The following is a 20,897-nucleotide window of genomic DNA, read 5'->3' as shown; positions in this document are numbered from 1 at the left end:
TTTCTCGGCGTTTTGCTAATGTTTTTCATAGGAAGAATATTTTATAAATAGACGCCAAGCAAAAAAATCGCAGCCGCTAACATTATTTTTTATAAAAAGTTGCAGCTAAGATTAAAAAAAATTAGGTAAATTTATTGTATTAACCGGGGTAGTCTCGCTAAAATGTTAGCACCTTGAGATAAAAGACGCTTATAAAAAGCGCTTTAATTAAAAATAACAATAGCCCTAAAGGATTGCCTGATGAAAACTCTGGAAACTACCCGATCAATTCGCGCCCGTCTGTTAGCCATATCATTAACCTTGTGCGCTATCGCGGCTCCCGCTTCCGCAGATTACTTTACTTATAACATAGGTGGTGATGACGTTACTTTAAGTGAAGGCTATATCTTTAATTGGGACACCAAAATTAGCGATAGTATTTTGACTATAGATGTAACTGGCATAAACGAAGGCGAGGAGGAGCTGCCGTTTAATGAGGACTGGGAAATAGAAGTTAACTCTCCTGGTTCTGAAATTTCAGTTGACCAAGGTATCGGTTATCATAACGATGATGGCTGGAGTATTGAAGTTAAGCAGCGTGAATTGGATTACGACCTTTATCGTGGCAATAACGAATTTACCATTACATCGTTAAGTCTTAGCGAAGAATCTATTTTCGTCTCTTACTATTTCGTTGATGATTCCAGTGCAGAAAATGATGAGGTCTACGGTTCATTGTGTATGGGTGAAGCCTGTGGCAGTGGCCCTTCGCCAGTGCCAGTACCTGCTGCGCTTTGGTTATTCGGTTCGGCCTTAACATTATTGGTCGGTGTTAAGCGAAAAAAATAAGGGCGGTTTATGCCTCGAAAGGAATGATTCAAAAAGGCCTTTACTGTTTGGTAAGGGCCTTTTTTATTGTGTCAATGGTTTATTGCGCAAACAGCGAAGTAGAAAGAATGTTCATCGTAAAACTCACTCGCCCAATTGGATTTGTATCTGATCCTCCAGCACTTGCAGCGGGTAGCTTTTTATCGATTTCGATGCTGGTTTACTCAGCGCTTGACCATCACGGATATCAAATGCAGCGCCGTGTAAGGGGCATAAAATGCGGCAGCCTTTGAGTTTTCCCTCACTCAGTTTTGCCTCGGCGTGGGAGCATAAATTGTCAACGGCATAAAAGCCTTCATTGCTGTGGCAGAGTAAAATTTCTTTTCCGTTAACATTGACGCACAGCGTTTTGCCTAATGGAATGTCGGTGCTCTTGGCAACCGTTTGGTATTCGTTGTTAGTCATAATATGGTTCTTCTATTAATGGCTGCCTAAAAATTCTTCCAGCGTTAAATGCACCCGTCGAATTCTTGCTTCCTGGTAATTACCCAGCGTTAAGCCTTTTCTGGTGGTTTTAAAACCTTGTTGTTGCAGTTGCAGGTTGCCGGTATCTTCATCATAAATGCTCCCCAGCCACCCCAGTGCTTCGGCTTCGGTATAAGATTGCTCAACACTGAGTTTGATCGGCTCGGGGGGTTCCGGGTGGGATGCGCCTTCAGCCAGGGGCTCTAAAATCATCATGTCGAAAATACAGTGATCAACATCATTACCCATAGGACGGAATCGATACACCATCGGGATAGCGATGCCGGGGAAGAAAAACATATTGGGAAATAAATGGTACTCGATAGAATCCAGCATGATGCTATCGCTGCAAGTGGATAAATCGACGCCCAAGCTGCTACTCATAGTGTCGCGCATGGTTTGTGCTGCGACGCTGCGTGCGGTTTCGCCCTCGGCTAATACCCGGTCTTCAATCGCTAGCATTTCCAATAATTGTTGTTCCGTTAATGGCGGTTCGCGCCATTTATCGCCAGGGTAATCGGAGAGTGATTGCGGGCTGTAATTACCGATGTTATGAATAAAGCGGCTGACATATTTACCAAAAATATCGTACTGCGCGTTGGCACCGGTGGGGGAGTCATGGGTTTCAAAATTATGGTAAGCCTCCATAAAGGCTTCCTGCGCTGCTTTCCAATTAGCCGGTAGAATTTTTTGCACATGTACTTTTATACGTCGTCGGTCTAATGGAAAGTGAGAGAAATGTTCAGGCAGTACATCCAGATAATCAGCTAAGGGTTTTGCTTCGGGGTCGATATTAAAAAAAACAAATCCGCCCCATTGTTCGCATTTAACCGCTTGTAAATTATGGCTGCCATTGGCCACGTGCGGAAAATCCCATTGACCTGGAAGGGGGTTAAGTGTGCCATCTACCTGCCATGACCAGCCGTGAAACGGACAACTAAAGCCGGGGCTGTAATTACTGCCTTCTTCCGCCAGCAGTCGCGTACCGCGATGGGTGCAACTATTCAGGTAGGCGTTAATAGTGTGCTCGTCTACCCGCACAATAATGATTGAGTAATTACCAATATCGTACACATAGCTATCGCCCGCATCGGGAATATGCTCTTCGCGACAGGCCCATTGCCAGGCTTTGGGCCACAATTTTTGCATTTCCTGTTGCTCAAATTCGGCTGAGGTATAGCGGCTGGTGGGAATGTCGTTATCACCTAAAAATTCATAATGGCTTTCTAGTAATGGCGCTGGGGGTGGATTGCCGTCAGCTTGTAGCGTGTCAGCAATAGTGGGTCCGCTGGCTCTGGCCAGTCCAGCTGCTTTCAGTGTTTTGTTGTCAGTATTGCTCATAGCTTAGCCATTTTGGTTGTAGTGTTGGTGCAGTAGTGTCCGTAATAAATGATCAGTTTTAGAGTGCCAGTTTGCTAATAAAGTACGAAACATATCGAGTTAAGGTAGAGGCTCGATTTTTATTTATCATTCCCGACCTGATCGGGAATCCAGAGCTACGAAGTGCTAAGTATGGCGATTTAAATATACTCTAGCCCACACTAGCTATTCCTCACCCTATAGCTTTGGGTCCCCGACCACTGGGGGTGACGTCGACATATATAGTGTTTCAGATGTATTCCGTGCAGTTGTAAGTTGCACCACCATTATTGTCATTGCTTGAGTATTACCTGAATGAATAATGCCCGCATCCGACTTTTGGCTGATTGGCAATGTAACAGAGCGGGCTAGACTGTATTACTAACCACCACACATTGAATAACAATAAAGGATAGAGTGATGAGTGCAGAACCCGGTCAAATAGCCAGTGCTAGCGATGTTGCCAGTCGATTAGCCATTACAGATATTATTTTTCTTCACAGTCGCGGTATTGATCGGCTGGATGTAGACATTTTAAAAGCTTGCTATTGGCCGGAGGCTGAAGTCGATTACGGCAGCTTTAAAGGCAGTGCACATCAGTTTGCTGAGTTGGTAATCCCGGTGCTGGCTGAGCAATATCAGCTGACTCAGCATGCGCTGGGTAATAGCTTGATCACGTTAGCGCCTGGTAGTGATAGTGCGAGAGCCGAGTCTTATGTAACGGCCTATCACTTGCTGCCGGCTGGTGATGAGGAACTGGTTTTTTCCGGTCGCTATCTGGATGTTTTTAGCTGCAGGGATAATGTCTGGAAACTCATGCACCGGCAAGTGGTGATGGATTGGAGTCGGCGGCAGGCAGTTGTCGATGAGCGCACTAGCCCCGCCTTTGCCGATCTTGCCAAAGGAGGAGGCGCCAAGGCCGACCCACTGTACGCATTACTGAATCGTTAGAGCCAACAAGAGTGTCGATAATGGAACAGGTCATTAAAGAGTTACATGCCAAACAAACAATCACCGAATTATCCGCACGCTATATGCGCGGCCTGGATCGCGCTGATGCCAACACACTGCGCGCCGTTTTTTTTGATGATGCTTACTGCGAATACGGGTTTTTAAATGGTAGCGCCGATGAGTTTGTCAATTTTGCTGTGACTGAATTAAAAAAACATCAAGCCAACCAGCATTTGCTGGGTAACATTCTTATCGAGCTGGAAGGTGATGAGGCCTTCGGCGAAGTGTATTTTCACGCCTATCACAAAATAAATATTGAGGGTGTTTTTTACGATATGATTGTTGCTGGACGCTATCTTGATCGCTATGAATGCCGTCAGGGTGTGTGGAAAATGGCTTATCGTTCAGAGCGGGTTGATTGGAGCAGAACCACCGAGACCTGTGACCCGTATTTTGAGCAGGTGCCAGCAACGTTGTTGGCGGGGAAGCTTGATGATGCGGTTTATGATCGTGAGGCTAGAAGGAAAAAATTTGAGCGATAATGGTGGTGGCTTAGCGGCACGCTTGCTATCTTGATTGAACGTAACCAGCTATATCAAGATGATGTTCAAAAAGTGAAGCCAATATAAAACAGTAGTCCGCCGGTATACATTGCCAATGCAGACAGGCCGTTTTTAGAAATATCAAACGAACATAAATCACGCGTTCCTTCCAGCAAGCCGCCAATGACCAAACCAAGCCCGCCGGTAAACCGGTAATTATTCAAATTAATGTTGCCGTGCTCATCCGTGATAAATCGTAGATAGCCAAACAGTATTAGAATACTGGCGGTAATTAATATAATTATTCTTACATTTTCCATAGTTTGTCGGCGTTGAGTGATGATTTACAGCGTAATTAATCGTAAAGCAATCTTTGGTCAAAGTCAGTGAGTGATTTTGTTAAGCGTTAGTGTGCGTCTATTGAATGGTAAAAATGCTAAGTGCTGGCGACATAAAAACCGATAACGGCAATAATAGTAACGACGGGCACTAAATAGAGGGTACATGGTGGAATTAAGCTGGATCGAACCGACGACCTCAACACCGCGCTGAATGTTATGAATGATTGCTCCAAAGATGATCGGCCAGCCCGTCGGCTGATGCAATATGGCGCTGGCATTGCGCTATATTGCAGAAGTTTCAAGATGGGAGCCGCCATTTTATCGCTATATGTCCCGGGGACTGGGTCTTTTCAACAGCGTCCCTCAGTGCTCGTTACCCATTTTAAAGCCCATTGGATCATCAGATATGACGTCACTTTGACGATAGATGCCTGTCACTACCACACCATCAGCCTCCGCTAACTCGGCGTCCCATAGTTTTGCAATAGTAGGTGCAACATCGATTATACGAATGAGCGGTATTGTATAGTTCGTTCTGAAAGCCGGCCCTGAGGCAATAAACCCCGTTGCCATTTCAGGAACCTCAGGGAGATAACCATGCATCCCCTTTATGCCTGACAAAGGGAGAAAAACTTCCGAAGTTTTTGCGCCAGTTAGCATATAGCCTGGTGCCGCCGCTAGTGCAAATTCTGCTCCGGGGTATGACCCCATCCTCTCAAGTTCATCCTTGGCAACAAACGAAACCAGGTGGCGAAGTCTCGTTTCAGTGAAATGTTTAAACTTTGCGGTCATTGCCGCGACTTGCTCAGCTGTCGCCTGATCACCAGGATAAAAAGCACCTGATCCGCCCAGCACCATCGGGGCCAATGCCCCCATAGCTACACGATCACCACCGGCCAACTGTCCCAGGAGTGCATAGACATTGATACCGGTATGTACGGGCAAAAAGCCATGATCGCCAACAATGATGAAGTTGGTCTTGTGTTCCAAACCAGCCTGTCTGACCGCATCACGAAGTTTTCCGATAGACTGATCGACAAGTTCAAAGGCATGCATTGAGTCCGCATCCTCAGGGCCTGAGAAATGCTGGCGATGATCCGCATCCAGAAAATGAACTAACAACAGCTGCGGCTTTTTCTTTTTGATCAAATTGACTGCCAGATGTGTTGTCAGCTCGTCCAGCTCTTCACCTCCGTCGGGATGATCGAAGGAAACGATAGATGTTGCTGCCCCCTTATCAGACAGCGCTTCGTACAGCCCCGGAGTACTACCCTGCCTTATTGACTCCACGGGATTACTCAGCCCGAAGGATAGATTTTCTGGCACCAGATAATCGACATTTGCCCCATAAGTCACTGGCCAGGTCACAATCCCAGTCCGCAAACCATTCTGCTGGGCAGATTGCCAGAGGGTCTGGCCCTTGATATCCGCAGCCTGCAAATACCACTCTACAGTCTGCCCCTTGAAATTGTTGACGATCCCGTGGCGGGCCGGATTCATCCCGGTTACCAGGCTGGTGTGGGCCGGATAGGTCACCGATGGAAAAACACTGATCATCCGCTCTGCTCGCGTACCTGACGCGGCTAATGCCCTTAAGTTCGGCACCTTCAACCCTCTGGCATCAGGGCTCATATAGACTTCGGGGCGCAAACCATCGATTGAGATTACAATGACGTGTTGCTGATCCGGTTTTTCTGCCAAGGCCACAGCTGGCACCGCTAATAACAGACACAATATGTTCAAAAAGGACTTCAGCATGATTCTTTCTCCTAATATAATTATACTGAGTATAATATTGTATTTAGTATAATAAAATACCCTTATGTTACCATTAGCACACAAATGAACACCTCCAGACAGAGAACCCTGTGGGATTAAGACAACAGAAAAAACAACAAACCCGCCAACGCTTAATGGCAGTCGCTGCCACCCTATTTGATCTGCAAGGATTTCCGGCTACCACTGTTGACGAAATTGCAGCCCAGGTAAATATCAGCCGAATGACATTTTTTAACTACTTTGCAAGCAAGGAAAAATTGCTTGAAGCACTGGCAATAGACTGGTTCAGCCGCCACAGTACCTTGTTCGAAATCATGATCGGCGGTGAAGGCACCCCTGAAGCCGTCGCCCCGCCAGAATTAAATAAGCGCTTAGATGTAATTGTCAGGCATCGTAAATTTCTGAAAATGGTTGTTCTGCACTCCCAGTTGTTCAACAATTTCACTCCTTCCTCTGAAACTACCGACCTGACGGTAGCACCTTACATGGAGAGCCACTTCCAAAACCGCTTAACGCGAGTACGCGAAGCTCAGCAGCAGGGAAGTATTAGAAATGACATCGAGGCTACGGAAATCTGTCACATATACGATGCATTGCGCAATGATATTGTGGGCCGCTGGCTAATGGACGATGATGCTACCGAAAAACAACTGAGAGCACGTTTCAGTGGGGCAATGCGTTTATTCTTATCAGGACTGAAAGATCAAGGATAGAGTCTGTAGGAACGTAATGCAGGGACCTGTAGTCTGTGTTAATTGCGCACTAATTGCGGGACAGGCACTCCGAATATTAGCAGTGCCTGTCCTAAGAATATTGCTAAGAATATTCGTGTTAGACTGCGCGTTGGGAGCCAAGCAGTAGAGCATTTATATCCCCGTTAACCTTATAGCTATATATAAAAAGATAAGCGCTAAGAAATAGTGCACCACCGAATACCGCGACTAAGCCTAACAATATCCCCGCCGCCGAGAAGTTGTGACGCCAGGATACCCACAAGCCAGAAAGAATAAGAAAACACATAAAGTCGAAATTGAATTGACCAGGCCATTCCATCTTGGCCATATCTCCGAAAAACACAGGAAGCAGCGACCAGCCATGTTCTGAGATGGTGACAATGGTATACAGCGTGATGCCTATAAAAACTATCGCTAGGAGAATTCTGAATTGAGTCATCTTAAGTTTACCCTTTGATTTTTCGCTAAGCCTAATCTCTTTCTATTATTGTCCATGTGCTTTTAAATGATCATAAATCAGAAGTTAGTTAATTCAAACCTTTAATAAAAAATTTCAGGTGGTTTAAGACTTTAGTTTACTGGTTCGTGTTAGATAGAAAAAGTGACGTTGTTGATGTGTGTCTGGGTTGGGGGAGGATTTAACTTAATTGCTGATTGACAGTCACAGGTGATCTTACGAAGTACAGGAAAGCGGTCTTAACTAAAAAATACTGTTAAACACTGACTATAAGCAAAGTTTGCTACGCTTATAGTCAGTTCATTGAACTTTACGCTTCAATAATAACCGGTATCTCTTCCAGCCCGCGCAATAAAATATTGGGCATATATTCCAGTTCGCTGGGGTCGCAGGCCAAAGTAAAGTTGCTGCTGCTGTCAAACAGCTTTTCCCAGGCGATGGTCATTTCCAATTTGGACAAATGCTGGCCTATGCATACATGCGAACCAAAACCGAAAGAAATGTGGCGCTTGGCATTGGCACGGGTGACATCAAATTCCAGCGGGTTTTCAAACATGCTTTCATCGTGGTTGGATGAAAAGTATTTTAATAGCACCATGCTGCCGGCAGGGATAGTAGTGCCGCCAAGATCGTAGTCGGCTTTAGCTACGCGCCACATATTGGAGGTAGGGGAGGCTACACGTAACGATTCATCCACCAGGTTTGGAATCAACGATCGATCTTCACGAATCATTTTTTGCTGTTCAGGGTTAAGACAAAGTTGACGCATCCCTTCAGCCAGAGTTGCTGTGGTGGTTTCGTTACCGGCTACCATAAATTGGGTGCAGTGTGATAACTGTTCTTCAATAGTGAGTGGGCGGCCTTCGTAAGTAGCGTGTGCTACCAGATTCAATAAATCATCACGCGGGTTTTCGCGGCGCTCATTGAGCGCATTCACAAACCAATCATATTCATCTTTTAAACCTGCGTGGGCGGCTAGCAGTGTTTGTTTGTCGCCGACTTGCGATAATACCGTGACATTATCGACAGTCCATTTAAAGGCCAAATCGCGCATTTCCAGCGGCATACCCAGCACGTGCATAATCACCGACAAAGGCAGTGGGCGGGTAAAATGCTCAACGAAATTAACCGGTTCCCCCAGTTTCAATTGGCTAAATAAGTCATCTGCCAGCTCGGTGATCCACGGGCGGTATTTGGCGACGTTATTGAGTAGGAAAAAATCTTTTAATTCATCGCGATAGGTTTTGTGTACAGGATCATCGACGGTTAACAGTGTGCCTTTACCTAAATCATAGGTTTGGCTCATGACCGCTGCTACGTCTTCATCAATACTTTCGCCGGCGCCTTTGGCCAGGGCAAAATCATTGGAAAAGACTTCCGGTTTTTTATGCGCTTCGCGGACTAAATCATAGGTAGAGACGACATACACACCGGAAGTGGGGTCCTTAAAAACAGGAGCGGTTTCGCGCAAGGTTTTATCAAAATGATAGGGGCATTTCAGGGTTTCGTTATCAAACAGTGGCATATCGGCCAGAGCGCGAGTGTCATTGACGGTTGGTGCTGTCACGGTGTGTCTCCATTCTAATTTTTGGCTAATTATGCGGGGCAATTAAAAAACAGTCAACTCTGACTGTAATTTTTACCATCCTTTTTATGCTTGCTGGCTTCGATCTAAAAACAGGCGGGTGCTGTCATACACTGCTTTGGCGCGGGCTAGCGGTGTGGGGTAGTGTGCGGCGAGGGCTCGAGAGCGAATCTCCACGCTGATGGGTTTATCTTGCATGACATGATAGAGCTGCTGCAGGGGAAGTTCGCCTTCACCGGGCAGCAGTCGTTGCTGCAAGGCGTCTTCTAACAGAGCGTCTATGTCATCGGCTTTGGGTTGAGCTGCGCTGGCGTCACACAGTTGCCAATAGGGCAGTAGTTGCGGCTTGATAGTCAGAAGTTCGCTGGGTGTATGACCGTTGCGGTGTAAATGCAATGCATCGACCAGTATGCCGCCATTGGGATGGTTGACAGTGTTGACCACAGTCAGGCTTGGTCGAGGGTTTTAATACTGGATAACGCTAAAAACTCCAGAGTGACGTTGATGTCGGTGCCTGCAACTTTTTGGCAGAGTTGTTCAAAGCGACGCTGGGTATCAATCAATTCCGGTTCAGTGCTAACACAAAGAATATTGCGTGCCTTGATCGCCTTGGCGACTTCAACCAAGTGCTGATGGCTGTTGCTATCTTCACCCGGGTGGAACCATACCGGCTCAATATCCAGAGCAAATAGTTGGTGTTGCTGCAATGCCTGACACACTTGCTCTGTGGTGGTGTCGGTCCAAGTGTCGGCATCGTACCAAACTCCGGCCGCGTCAAACCCTGCCGCCGCTGCATTTTCAATTAGCGTTACTGCAGAGTGATCGGGCAGAACCCCGGCGGCTAGTGAAAGTAGTGGCATCAGCTTGGCTCTGCTAGATTATTGCTCTGTTCTTTGGCCAGCGTGTAACAGGATCTCGGAGTCATCGTGATGAAAGCTTGTGTTTAGAACGCTGGTAGTAATGCCGCCATCGATCGCTAAGGTGTGACCGGTAACAAAACGGGCTTCATCACTTAGCAGGTATAAAATACCGCCAGCAATATCTTCAGGCAAGCATGGAATACCCAGTGGTGTGCTGGATTTTATAAATTCGGTTATTGCTTCGGTGTCGCCACCGGTGAGTGCGGCCGTCAGTGGTGTCACGGTACCGCCGGGGGCGACAGCGTTGATGCGAATGCCGTAACCACTTAATTCGCTGGCGGCAGATTTGGTTAAACCGACCACACCGTGTTTCGCCATAGTATAGGTGTGTGGGCCTAAGCCGCCCATCACGCCCGCGCTGCTTGCCAGTGAAACGATGGCACCTTTGCCGTGGGGCTTCATCGCTTTGGTGGCATGTTTCACGCCGAGGAACACTGCCCGTGACAAAATCGCCATGGTGCGATCAAAGGCTTCGACGGTGGTTTCGGTAATTGAGCCAACAGCGCCAATAATGCCGGCATTGTTAACCATGCCTGTCAGTGGTCCCAGAGCTTGTTCGGCGCGGGCAACGGCGGCGATAATATCGGCTTCGTTAGTCACATCTGTTTTTTGAAAAATAGCGGCATCGCCTAGCTGTTGCGCCAATGCCTCGCCTTCTTTTTCCTGCAGGTCGGCGATCAGTACTTTACCGCCTTCGCGCACAATGGCTCTTACGGTAGCTTCGCCGATGCCGCTGGCGCCGCCGGTGACAATAACGGTGTGTCCTGTGAATCTGCTCATACTATGTTGCCCCGATGCTTTTATTATCGATGCTTAATCATAGCGGTTGTTGCCGCGAGATGACTCATACTTTTGATTAGTCTATGAAGATAGTGTGGTAGAGCAGTCCTTACCAGCGTCGCCGGTAAGGACTGGGCTGCTAGCGCTTTTCAAACGTGAGATAGAGGCCCTTTCTTCCTCGAAGCACAATATTAGGCCAGAAGTTCAAATCTGACTTTTCTTCAACAATCTGAAAATGGGTCATTCTTTCGAGCAATGCTGTCAGCGCGACGAGCATTTCCTTTCTTGCCAACATCGCACCGGGGCAAAAGTGGATACCCTTGCCGAAGGCAATATGGTCACCGGCATTGCTGCGCTCGATATCAATAGTATTGGGATCGTCAAATAGTTCACGGTCGCGGTTGGCCGCGTGATAGCGCAACATCAGCAAGGAGTCCTTGGGGATTTTCACGCCCTGAAATTCGCTGTCTTTTTTTACTACGCGCCACATACCTGCGCTGGGTGATTCCATGCGAAGTATTTCTTCGACGGCATTTTCTATTTTACCGGGATCATCTTGTAGTGCTTGCAGTTGTTCAGGGTTTTGGATCAGGCTAACCATGCCGCTGGTAATGGCCGAGGTGGTTGTTTCATTACCTGCCACCATCAACTGCTGTAACAGATTTTGTAGTTCTTCCATATTTAGCTGACGAGTTTCCCCCGTTTCGGCATCTTCAATGACGGTGTTAACCAGATCGGTGATCATATCGTCTTTGGGGTTTTTCCGACGTTCTGCAATCATGTCGGCAAAGTAAAACTGAAACGCTACAATATTTTCAGCGTCTTCAATTTGTTCTGCCGGTGTTGCCAGTTGGCTCAATCGACGGGCAAAGGAGTCTGACCACTCTTTAAATTCCTCCAGGTCTTTGCGCGGTACACCGAGTTGGTCAGCGATCACATACACGGGCAATGGTGTGGTGAATTCACGGACAAAATCACATTCTCCTTTGTCGATAAAACTATCGATAAGTTCATGCACAATTTCTTTCATATAGGCTTCCATCGCATTAACACGTTTAGCGTTAAATACTTTGTTGACCAGGGTGCGATAGGTTTTATGTTTTGGTGGGTCTGCGGTCACCAGTGTGTCTACCGGCTGCCAGGCTTTGGCATAGATGGCAGTGACTTCCGGGGCTGGTTCCGGGCCTTTAAGCAAGTCATTAAAGTTATTGGAATAGGTCGCCGTATCTTTTAACAGTTGTCTAATATCAGCATGGCGTGTCACCATAAAAATATTGGTGTCAGGCAATTGATAGACGGGGGCTTGCTCCTGCAGCGTTTGGTAAAAGTCGTAGGGACAGTTTAAGACTTCTTCGTCAAAGAAATTAAAATCTACCGGGCATTTACTCATAATAGTTTCCTGTATCGGGTGTTAGCGAGAGCTCGATTACAGCTCGCCGTTAATATATTTGTCGATGGTTTGATGAAAGTGACGAATTCTGACTTCGTGGTAATTAGCCAGAATTAACTCGCGAGATTCCACATTGTTCATGCCTTTTTGAATCATTGGCATATTGAATAGATCCTGATCGAAAATAGTCCCTAAGCTTTCTCCGAGTTCCGGTGCTTGAGAGAATAATTCATTGTCGCCCAGTCGCCGCACGGGAACATCTTTGGGGCGCTCGGCATCGCTGGCCAGTTGGCAAATCACAATAATTTCCATCAGCGCACTGGTATGATCATCACCGTTAGGCCGAAAGCGATAAGTGATATTGGGATGAAAGCCCGCCCAGGGCGCAAAGTTGGGAAATATAGAATATAAAATAGAATCCATACGCTCGGAATTAGTGGCGAAGGTGTCCAGCCGGGTGTCGTGATTTTTACTGAACTCGTCAGCGTTTAACTGGCCGATAAATTCCCGTGCAGTCATTCCCGCTGGCACTTCTGCTTCGGTGGGTCGAGCGACCATAGGCGAAACTCCCAGCATAGTATCGACCACATCCTGGTCCACTAAATTCTTCAAGTGGAAACTGGGAACACCTAACGCAGTGATAGTGCGGCTAATATGGGGCCCCCAGACATCGTACTGGGAATCGGCATCATCTGTGTAAGGCAAAATTTGCGGATGAGTGGCAACGGCATGATAGGACTCAATAAACGCTTCCCAGCCGACTTTCCAATTACAGGGGATAACTTTTTCAACGTGAATCATTTTGTAAGCGTTTTCCGGTTTCCACCGTTCAAAATGTGCTGGCAGCACGCCTAAGTAGTCGTGCAGAGACTGGGAGTTTCTATCCATATTGATAAACACCCAGCCGCCCCAAGTATCTACTAACACTTCAGGTAAGCCGAACTGGTCTTCATCCAGATGGGGGAAGTCCCATTTACAGGGAGCGCCTTTGAACTCACCGTCCAGACTCCAGGTGAAGGCGTGATAGGGGCAGCGTAAATCTTTGTAGTTGCCGGTTTTATCTACCAGCTGACGACCTCGGTGCAGGCAGGCGTTTTTAAATGCTTTTAATGTGCCCTGTTCAGTGCGAGTCACTACAATAGACATAGTGGCGATATCATAGACAAAGGTATCACCGGGCTCGCCGACTTCGGTTACACGGCACACTGCTTGCCAAGTGCGCTTCCAGATATGCTCTACTTCCAGCTCATGAAATTCCCGCGACAGATAGCGATCCACCGATAAATTGTCCGAGCCTAAATAGGGATTGGTGTTTTCGCGCAGACTATCTGGTACTGGATTAACTTCTTTATCGAGTAAGTCTTGATAGGACGGCCCAGGTGAGCGAGCGGCAATGTGTTCTGCTGTTAATGTTTTGGTATTTGCATCCATGGTGTTCTCCTACAATTATGTTATCCGCAGAGGCTTGCGGTGGATGTCGTATAACTTATTCGCCAAGTTGCAAATCCTGCATCCAGTTAGCGTGAAAACCATTGGGCACGCGTACTGGAATATGAATTTTGGCAATCGGTCCGGCGGCAATATTGCCCGCGCTCAAAATTGATAAAAACGGATCTTCACCCGGGTTGTAGACGTAGCACATGATGTAACCGTCTTCTTCTTTATCGCTGTTTGGGTTAGGTACATGTACCGGTTCCCCTGCGTTTGCTTCTGGGCCGTATTCCCATAGTTGGTGTTCGCCGGTATTCATATCGTAACGCAGGGTGCAGTTATAACCGTGGGCATCAGCCCATTGACGGTTGGACGCAGTGGCAAAACCATAGCGGTATTCTTTGCCGCAGCGGTTATCCGCACAGCGGGAAAATTCGCAATAAATGTCGCCAATTTTGGTATCGACGACGGCTTTGGTTGTCAGGTCCAGGGTCATGCGATGCATATTGCGAGTTTGTTTTTCCAGACCGGAATCCATTGCCTGAGTGAAAGGGATTTGTTTCATCCACACATAGTCGACAATAATTTTTCCGTCTTTCTCGTAGCCGTTGCAGAAGTGCCAGCTAAAAAAAGCATCCGTTTGAAACCAGATAGGCTCGCCACCTTTACGTGGTATGGCAATCACCTGGGTGCCTTTTTCGGGTTCCCAACGGAAAGGGTCTGCACCTGCTTTGGCTTTTTCTAGATCGTGAAAGCCGGGTGAGTTAAAAATAATGACGTAATTTTCAGTGATTTGCAGGTCGTGGATAATCGCTTTTGCTGGCAGATCGACCGGTATGGAATTGATTATTTGTCCGTTCTTATCAACAATTTTTACTGTAAAGAAGGGCGCTTCCCAGCGTTGAATACAAGTCACCATATCGCCGCTATCGGGGCAGATTTTAGGATGGGCAAAAAATGCATCACCGGGCTTCAGGGCGCCTTCATAATCGTGTAATTCAACAGTATCAAGGCCTGGGCTCATTAAGTGCGGGAAGCCACCTTCCCACATGGAAAGCACCTTGCCGCCGTGCTGAATGACATTGGTGTTGGAGGTATTACGCAGTGGGTTGGGTTCACCGCCGGCGTCAATGACTTCCTGAGGAACAGGCATTAATTTGCCACAGCTGCCATATAGAGTGCGATTGAATTGGCGCTCGGTTTTTAGATGGCTGGTTTGCACCCAGCGGTTACGGTAGTGCGCTTTGCCGTCTTTTATATAAACAGCGTGAATCATGCCATCGCCATCTAGCGGGTACACATAGTGGTTGGGTTCATAGGCGGTATTGGCCCCGTTGCGCATAAATGCTCCGACCAGATCATGCGGTATTTTTCCTTCAATGGTGAGCTCGTGGTGGTCAAAATCATTTTCGGTTGCAACCGGTGCGTAATTACCTTGCAAGTAAGGAAAACGGCTAAGGTCCATAAAATACTCCTGAAATATCGTATGCGTTAATCACAGTATTGTGCTGTTAAAAAGATACTATCAGGATGAAATTAAAAAAGTCAGGACTGACTGTTTTTAATTGGAGTAAGAATGATCTAGATCAATATTTTATGGAGAAGGCAGAAAGGGCTGGGTGATGTGCTAAAACCATTTGTCATTCCCACAGGCGCACTGCTGTCCGGGTTAAATCTAAAGCACCATAAATAAGCCGAACTCATCCCTGATCAAGTCGGGAATGACGAATAAAAAATTGAGTCTCTACTTTATTTCGACACGTTTCGTGCTAGTAGTGAGGCTGAAACTCTAAAACTGCTAATTTATCTCAGGCAGTAATGCGCGCAGGCAGGAATTCATTGATACGAAGTGCTGAGTTGAACGCTTTAGTTAAACGCTGAAGGAAAATACTTTTCCTCACTGTGTCGCTCTGGATTATTAGAATTAGGTGATACCGAGTTTACGGCCTTGCGCAACCGCTTCGGTACGGCTTTTAACTTGCAGTTTGGAAAATATGTTGTAGATATGGGCCTTCACTGTGGATATTGAGATCGAGAGATTTTCGGCAATATCTTTATTTCTGAGACCATCGCTAACCCGCTGCAAGATTTCAACTTCCCGGCTGCTGAGTGGTTCGATTAAAACGCCTTGGCCAGTAAATACCGTTTGCTTATTATGTTGTGTGTAGCTCTTTAATAGCGTACGACAGAAATTTGGTGCAGTGTTTTTTTCAATCGCCAGTTGCAGCAAGGGAGCTATATCGTCACCTTCATCAAGAAATACACGCTGGAATTGACAGGGCTCCGCCATCTGTAGTGCTTTATGTATAGCGGTTTGTGCTGAACTTTTATTGTTCATTGCGGAGTGACAAAGTGCTTCCAGAATCAAACTTTTTATACTGTGCAATATACGGTTGCCAATGTCGGCAGAATTTCGCAACTTGTTTAATAATGTCAGTGCGTCTTTATAACGTGACTGTTTAATCCATACGCTGGCAAGTATTAAACGTTCTTCTTCGCTTCTGAATTCAGTCGCATTTATTAACTGTTGTTCTCTGGATTCTGCCCATTGACCTGCGGTTATTATGTCGCCACGTAATAAAGCCAAGTGTGCGCGGTAGGCGGCCAGCGGAGTGATATACCAGTTCCAGTTATCTAATTCATCCAGCACGATAGCTTGTGCATTAGACAGAGCCATTTCTGCTTGATCGTACTCACCTTTGCTGCGCAATAAGTGAAAGCCGATAATTTGTGTGGTGTAGCGTTGTGTTGCTTCCAGATCAGTGTTAGCAGCGAAATTTAAATAAGGTGCTAATTCTTTTTCTGCTTGCTCTAACTGGTTGAGTTCACAATGAATAGGAGCACTGCAACCTTTGTTTAAATAAGTACCAGGGAAGGGTTGCAAGTCCTGAGTTTTTATCCACTCCAGAACGCTATCCAATCGACGAATACCATCCAGAGGGCGTCCCATCATATGCAGGACGATGGCTAGATAATTAGCGGCAATGACCAGCACTAGTTGATAGTTTTCCTGTTGCGCGTGGCGAATAGCATCTTCAAAAGCGCTTTCCGCTGCTTGTGTTTTTCCGCGTAAGTACAGCTCCATGCCACGGCCAAGGTCAGTGGCGCTGCCCAGCAGTAAATTTGATTTTGAAGCGCGTCTTACCGTATCCCAGGAGATATTTTCGTATTGTTCAGAGTGGCCCTGGTTGCGTGCCAGTTCGGCGCGTAAATTATAAATTTCTTCCAACAATTCGGTAGTGTTTTTGGCGTTATCAAACGCAATATTCTGTATTCGGGAAATGGTTTGATTGTTGTCAGTTTCAATAGTGTTTAACAAAATTTGTTCAGCAATATCGAGCTGCGAGTATTGAGAGTCCAGCGATAAATGACGGGTTCTGGTTGCCGTCAATACATTGAGATAAAGCAGTCTGGGGTTTTGGCTAAGCCAGTGCTTAGGGAGTAGAGATAGCCACTCGTAAATAGATTGATGATCACCAGAGCGGATACGGTCGATGCTAGCGTTGATAATGAGTGCGCTAGCCTGGGTCCATTGCTCAATAGCGACTAGCTGCTCTATAGCTGCGAAAATAAACCCATGGCTTTCAAGTGCTGTAGCTGTCTTGGATCTAATCTGAACATATGTTTCTGCATCGTTGTCTTGCAGGTGCTGGAGTACTGCGGTTCTAAATAATGGCTGATAAGAATAAAACGCATTATCCACGCTGGATGTTAGAAAAAGGCCATTGGTTTTAAGTAGCTCAACACAGTCATTACCATTAATACCAGTGACCAGTTCAGTAATGACTTCCGGGTTGAGCTGAGCTAAACCAATAGTGTTAGTAACCAAGTCGGCTAATGGTTGAGGTAAAACACTGAACACATCTTCAATCAAAAAGTTATGAATTAGCCGTGTTTGGTGTTTAGACAGTCCCTGATTTGAATGCTGCGCAGCGTCCAGACTGGCAAGTTTTAAACCTAGTGGCCAGCCAATTAATTCCGAGCTGGTTTTAGTGATCGTGCATATAGAGGCATCGTCCATTGCATGCTGTAAAAATTCTACTGACTCATCATCACTAAAACTTAATTGTTGAGAATTAATACTAATTAATTTGCCAGCGGCCAGGCGACTGGTGCGGTGCTTTAACGTGATGTTGCGGCGGCTCAATAAAACCAGGGTTAAATTAATGGGGAGGTGGCTACTAAAAAAATCTAGCCATTTGAGCAAGAGATCGTCATCAAGATGGTGAAGATTATCAATTACCAGTACAAAAGATTGCTCTGGATTGTTACTGCAACTAGTGGTTAAGGCGTTCAAAAACCCAACAATAAAGGCTTCGTCGGTGGCTGCTGCAGCGTTTGGTGAAATAAAGTCAGGCAGTAATTGTTGGCAAGCGGCTAATAAGTATTGCCAAAAAATCCGGGCATTATGCTGCTGCCATTTGGTGCTATTAGCGAGTGTGAGCCAGCGGTATTCAAGGTCTGAGTTTTGTAGCCACCATTGTGTAGTGCAGGTTTTGCCAAATCCTGCAGCGGCTTCCAGCGTAATTAGCTGGGGTAAAACGGTGAGTGAAAATGGATTGCTCAGTAACCGGCGCGCAATAATTTGTACAGGCAGCACGGGGGGGCAAACGCATTAAGTAGCATCTCAGAGCTGGCACCAGATGGCATCTCAGTCGCTTGAGAGGGACTTTTTACGGATATTTTTGCCTTTGCCATGGTAACCCTTGTGCTGAATACATAAATTTTTATTCAACAAACAGTACAGATTGATTGTTTTTTGGTAAAGTATCACGGTGAAAGATTAATGCAAGCGAGCGTTCTGGGTTTTATCAGTAATTAGTTGGCAGAGGGCAGCTGGGATTGCTGCCATAGACATAGATAAAAGTTAATATTATCAATAATTTAGGGTGTTGTTTTGGTGCTGGCCAGTAGTTACCAGAGTACAGATTAGTACTTTTGCCAGTGTTGTAAGCAAGCCAGAAGGATAATTGCGCAGCAAAGTGGTGAACACTAAATAAGTAAAAAAATAGAATAATTAAGGTGATAAAGCGGTGGGTGTCGCTATTCTGCCTGCTGGCCATTTATACAAACAGATTGTGAGAAAGTCATATGGGACGGGTTGAGAATAAAGTTGCGATTATTACTGGTGCTGCCTCGGGTTTAGGTTTGGCCTCCGCTCAGCGGTTGGCGGAGGAAGGCGCGAAAGTAGTCATGACGGATATTAATGTTGAGCAGGGCATAGCGGCTGCGGCCAATATTAAGGGTGCGGTTTTTATTCAACACGATGTTACTAGCGAGCAGGCGTGGGAAGGATTAGTTAACAAGGTGGTCGCAGATTTTGGTTGCCTGGATATTTTACTCAATTGCGCGGGTATCGTGCAGTTGGCGAGTATTGAAAATACCAGTGAAGAGCTCTGGCGCAAAATTAATGCGGTGGGGACTGATGGTACTTTCTTCGGCTGTAAGCATGCGGTGCGTGTCATGAAAGAGCAACACAGCGGCTCAATTATTAATATGTGTTCTACAGCAAGTATTCAGGGCGGGCCGCAAATTTTTGCGTACGCGGCTTCCAAGAGTGCTATTCGCGGCATGACAAAATCCATTGCATGTTTAAGTTCTCAGGAGGGATACGGGTTTCGTTGTAATTCAGTGCATCCTGGAAATATGTCTACTCCAATGTTGCATGGAATGATGGATATAGTGCGTGCGCATGACCCAAAAACAGCCGCCGAGATGGATGGTATTTGGGTGGGGCAGCCCATTGATATCGCTAATATGGTGCTGTTTTTGGCGTCGGATGAATCGGCTTCAGTTAACGGTGCAGAAATGGTGGTTGATAACACAGTGACTATAACTGAGGGCGTGGTTCCCAAGCATTAATAAAATAATCGATAGGAGGTAAGCAAGTTGAAAAACGATTTAGTTTGCAGGCCTAATATTAATATCCATAAAAAATAAGAGAGCGAATAGGGCAATGTCCGATAATAATTTTTTACAACTTGAATCTGATTTTAGAGCTAATTATAACGCTTACGCTCAGGGCTTGGACACAAAGAACTGGGATTTGGTTAGGAGTTGTTTTGCGGACGAGATTTATATTGATTATGGTTTTATCAGCGCGCCTACGGGCGCGCCCGAGGTGCCAAGAAGAGCCGATGATTGGTTGATGCAGTTACAGATGGCGATTAATGGGTTTGATATTACCCGTCACACCATTACCAATCATCGGCTTACTGTCGATGGTGAAAGTCTCAGTTGCACCGCCTACCTAATTGCAGATCATATTATTTTTCCGGATCCTGAGGTGCATATTATCGGCCCGGAAAATATTGCTACTGTTGTGGGTGAGTATAAAAATAACTATAAAAAAGTAGATGGTCTTTGGAAAATATCAAAATCAGCACTAGACGTTCATTGGTCTAGCGGTAATATTGAATTATTCGATCAGGCTGTTGCTAAAGCTATGAGTCAGTAGGTCTAATTATAAAGCGTTTTGTAATGGGGTTTTGCACGCGATAGTTGCTGATTTTGTCGCTAGCTAAAGAATTTAGAGAGCTCAGTATTGCCGTCATCATTGACAATTTGTTCGATACAAAAAGCTAAATATTCTAATTGGCGTTCAACTAACACATCTCTATCTATTGATATTTGCCATTGCAAGCGGGCCAACCCTTCTAGTGTAAATCGGGTTGTATCAATAATAAAAAACAGCTGGCTGCTATTTGTCTCATCCCACTCAGGAAATAGGCTTAGCGCAGATTGTCGGCCACTCTCATCAAAATCTTTAATCACATCATCTAGCGGTTCTTTAAGTTCAGGCTCCGTTCGAGCTGATGAGCAAAGCTCTTGATAGACGAGATAAAGATCACTATTAAGGTAGTTCCAATAGGCATCCACACGTGCGCGAATGAGCGCTCTACCTGCAAGGGAATCAGGAATCAGCGAAATATTCTTTACATAGCCGTTTAGCATCTTTTTGTGCAAGTGGATGATAGCGGACTGGATGAGTTCTTTTTTGGAGGCGAAATGATAACGCATAGCCCCCCTTGATATGCCAGCCATATCGGCGACTTTTGTGGTTGTTAGTTTGTTGTATCCCAGTTTAATAAAGCCACTGATCGTTGCATCAAGAATACTGTCTCGAGTCATGGCACTTTTTTGTGCTTGCCAATTAGGCGCTGCTTCATTGGGTTCTTTTAATATTAGCTGCGACATTGAGCTCGAATTCCTTAAAGACTGTGGCCTAAAAAAATGACTAATATGACATAAAATCTGTTCTTAATAACAATAAGTGGAGAATTTAACCTTTTATAT

The 20,897-nt window shown here is 45.9% G+C and carries 20 protein-coding genes; 6 read left to right on the top strand and 14 right to left on the bottom strand.

Annotation, left to right across the window (positions count from 1 at the left end):
• Nucleotides 1-240: 240 nt before the first annotated feature.
• Nucleotides 241-828, top strand: coding sequence for a hypothetical protein (locus UNITIG_RS08890; RefSeq protein ID WP_101758060.1), 588 nt, complete (start codon nucleotides 241-243; stop codon nucleotides 826-828).
• Nucleotides 829-951: 123 nt separating this feature from the next.
• On the opposite strand, the gene UNITIG_RS08885 is transcribed toward UNITIG_RS08890, so the two are convergent.
• Both UNITIG_RS08885 and UNITIG_RS08880 read right to left on the bottom strand, forming a co-directional pair.
• Complete coding sequence (locus UNITIG_RS08885; protein ID WP_101758059.1) at nucleotides 952-1,272, bottom strand: non-heme iron oxygenase ferredoxin subunit; 321 nt, start codon at nucleotides 1,270-1,272, stop codon at nucleotides 952-954.
• A 15-nt stretch (nucleotides 1,273-1,287) separates the two neighbouring features.
• Nucleotides 1,288-2,673 (bottom strand): Rieske 2Fe-2S domain-containing protein, encoded by a 1,386-nt coding sequence (locus UNITIG_RS08880; RefSeq protein WP_101758058.1) that lies wholly within the window; start codon nucleotides 2,671-2,673, stop codon nucleotides 1,288-1,290.
• 438 nt (nucleotides 2,674-3,111) lie between these two features.
• Here UNITIG_RS08880 and UNITIG_RS08875 point away from each other — a divergent pair, with 438 nt between their 5' ends.
• Nucleotides 3,112-3,642, top strand: a complete 531-nt coding sequence (locus tag UNITIG_RS08875; protein ID WP_101758057.1) for a nuclear transport factor 2 family protein — start codon at nucleotides 3,112-3,114, stop codon at nucleotides 3,640-3,642.
• 20 nt (nucleotides 3,643-3,662) lie between these two features.
• Nucleotides 3,663-4,184 carry a nuclear transport factor 2 family protein gene (locus UNITIG_RS08870; protein WP_101758056.1) on the top strand — a complete coding sequence of 174 codons (522 nt, stop codon included), beginning with the start codon at nucleotides 3,663-3,665 and terminating at the stop codon, nucleotides 4,182-4,184.
• Nucleotides 4,185-4,249: 65 nt separating this feature from the next.
• On the opposite strand, the gene UNITIG_RS08865 is transcribed toward UNITIG_RS08870, so the two are convergent.
• Together UNITIG_RS08865 and UNITIG_RS08860 are read right to left on the bottom strand one after the other, a co-directional pair.
• Nucleotides 4,250-4,504 (bottom strand): MetJ regulator of methionine regulon, encoded by a 255-nt coding sequence (locus tag UNITIG_RS08865; protein WP_101758055.1) that lies wholly within the window; start codon nucleotides 4,502-4,504, stop codon nucleotides 4,250-4,252.
• 384 nt (nucleotides 4,505-4,888) lie between these two features.
• The gene (locus UNITIG_RS08860) at nucleotides 4,889-6,283 is read right to left on the bottom strand and encodes an alkaline phosphatase family protein (RefSeq protein ID WP_101758054.1); all 1,395 of its coding nucleotides are present in this window, start codon (nucleotides 6,281-6,283) and stop codon (nucleotides 4,889-4,891) included.
• Between the two features lie 110 nt (nucleotides 6,284-6,393).
• Here UNITIG_RS08860 and UNITIG_RS08855 point away from each other — a divergent pair, with 110 nt between their 5' ends.
• A complete protein-coding gene (locus tag UNITIG_RS08855) occupies nucleotides 6,394-7,017 on the top strand; it encodes a TetR/AcrR family transcriptional regulator (RefSeq protein ID WP_101758053.1) in 624 nt (207 codons plus the stop codon).
• Nucleotides 7,018-7,135: 118 nt separating this feature from the next.
• Here UNITIG_RS08855 and UNITIG_RS08850 read toward each other — a convergent pair whose 3' ends face one another.
• From UNITIG_RS08850 to UNITIG_RS08810, 9 genes are all read right to left on the bottom strand, one after another.
• Nucleotides 7,136-7,477 carry a hypothetical protein gene (locus UNITIG_RS08850; protein WP_101758052.1) on the bottom strand — a complete coding sequence of 114 codons (342 nt, stop codon included), beginning with the start codon at nucleotides 7,475-7,477 and terminating at the stop codon, nucleotides 7,136-7,138.
• A gap of 328 nt (nucleotides 7,478-7,805) precedes the next feature.
• Nucleotides 7,806-9,062 carry a cytochrome P450 gene (locus UNITIG_RS08845; protein WP_101758051.1) on the bottom strand — a complete coding sequence of 419 codons (1,257 nt, stop codon included), beginning with the start codon at nucleotides 9,060-9,062 and terminating at the stop codon, nucleotides 7,806-7,808.
• A gap of 84 nt (nucleotides 9,063-9,146) precedes the next feature.
• Complete coding sequence (locus UNITIG_RS08840; RefSeq protein WP_101758050.1) at nucleotides 9,147-9,524, bottom strand: hypothetical protein; 378 nt, start codon at nucleotides 9,522-9,524, stop codon at nucleotides 9,147-9,149.
• Nucleotides 9,525-9,526: 2 nt separating this feature from the next.
• On the bottom strand, nucleotides 9,527-9,940 hold the full coding sequence (locus UNITIG_RS08835; RefSeq protein WP_101758049.1) for a hypothetical protein: 414 nt from the start codon (nucleotides 9,938-9,940) through the stop codon (nucleotides 9,527-9,529).
• Nucleotides 9,941-9,958: 18 nt separating this feature from the next.
• Nucleotides 9,959-10,780: a glucose 1-dehydrogenase gene (locus UNITIG_RS08830; RefSeq protein WP_145999133.1), complete on the bottom strand. Its 822-nt coding sequence runs from the start codon at nucleotides 10,778-10,780 to the stop codon at nucleotides 9,959-9,961.
• A gap of 139 nt (nucleotides 10,781-10,919) precedes the next feature.
• Entirely contained in the window at nucleotides 10,920-12,170 is a 1,251-nt protein-coding gene (locus tag UNITIG_RS08825; protein WP_200821238.1) for a cytochrome P450, read from the bottom strand.
• A 36-nt stretch (nucleotides 12,171-12,206) separates the two neighbouring features.
• Nucleotides 12,207-13,601, bottom strand: coding sequence for an SRPBCC family protein (locus UNITIG_RS08820; RefSeq protein ID WP_101758047.1), 1,395 nt, complete (start codon nucleotides 13,599-13,601; stop codon nucleotides 12,207-12,209).
• Nucleotides 13,602-13,656: 55 nt separating this feature from the next.
• Entirely contained in the window at nucleotides 13,657-15,066 is a 1,410-nt protein-coding gene (locus UNITIG_RS08815) for a carotenoid oxygenase family protein (protein WP_101758046.1), read from the bottom strand.
• A gap of 459 nt (nucleotides 15,067-15,525) precedes the next feature.
• Nucleotides 15,526-18,201: a LuxR C-terminal-related transcriptional regulator gene (locus UNITIG_RS08810; protein ID WP_101758045.1), complete on the bottom strand. Its 2,676-nt coding sequence runs from the start codon at nucleotides 18,199-18,201 to the stop codon at nucleotides 15,526-15,528.
• Between the two features lie 491 nt (nucleotides 18,202-18,692).
• On the opposite strand from UNITIG_RS08810, the gene UNITIG_RS08800 reads away from it, so the two are divergent.
• Together UNITIG_RS08800 and UNITIG_RS08795 are read left to right on the top strand one after the other, a co-directional pair.
• The gene (locus UNITIG_RS08800) at nucleotides 18,693-19,463 is read left to right on the top strand and encodes an SDR family oxidoreductase (protein WP_101758043.1); all 771 of its coding nucleotides are present in this window, start codon (nucleotides 18,693-18,695) and stop codon (nucleotides 19,461-19,463) included.
• A gap of 94 nt (nucleotides 19,464-19,557) precedes the next feature.
• Nucleotides 19,558-20,058, top strand: coding sequence for a nuclear transport factor 2 family protein (locus UNITIG_RS08795; protein WP_101758042.1), 501 nt, complete (start codon nucleotides 19,558-19,560; stop codon nucleotides 20,056-20,058).
• Between the two features lie 59 nt (nucleotides 20,059-20,117).
• Here UNITIG_RS08795 and UNITIG_RS08790 read toward each other — a convergent pair whose 3' ends face one another.
• Nucleotides 20,118-20,798 carry a TetR/AcrR family transcriptional regulator gene (locus UNITIG_RS08790; protein WP_101758041.1) on the bottom strand — a complete coding sequence of 227 codons (681 nt, stop codon included), beginning with the start codon at nucleotides 20,796-20,798 and terminating at the stop codon, nucleotides 20,118-20,120.
• Nucleotides 20,799-20,897 lie beyond the last annotated feature (99 nt).

This window comes from Oceanicoccus sp. KOV_DT_Chl, assembly GCF_900120175.1.
In the GTDB taxonomy this organism is placed as follows: Bacteria; Pseudomonadota; Gammaproteobacteria; order Pseudomonadales; family Dasaniaceae; genus Oceanicoccus.
Note: the sequence above shows the minus strand (reverse complement) of the source record. Positions and strands in the feature narration are given on the sequence as shown.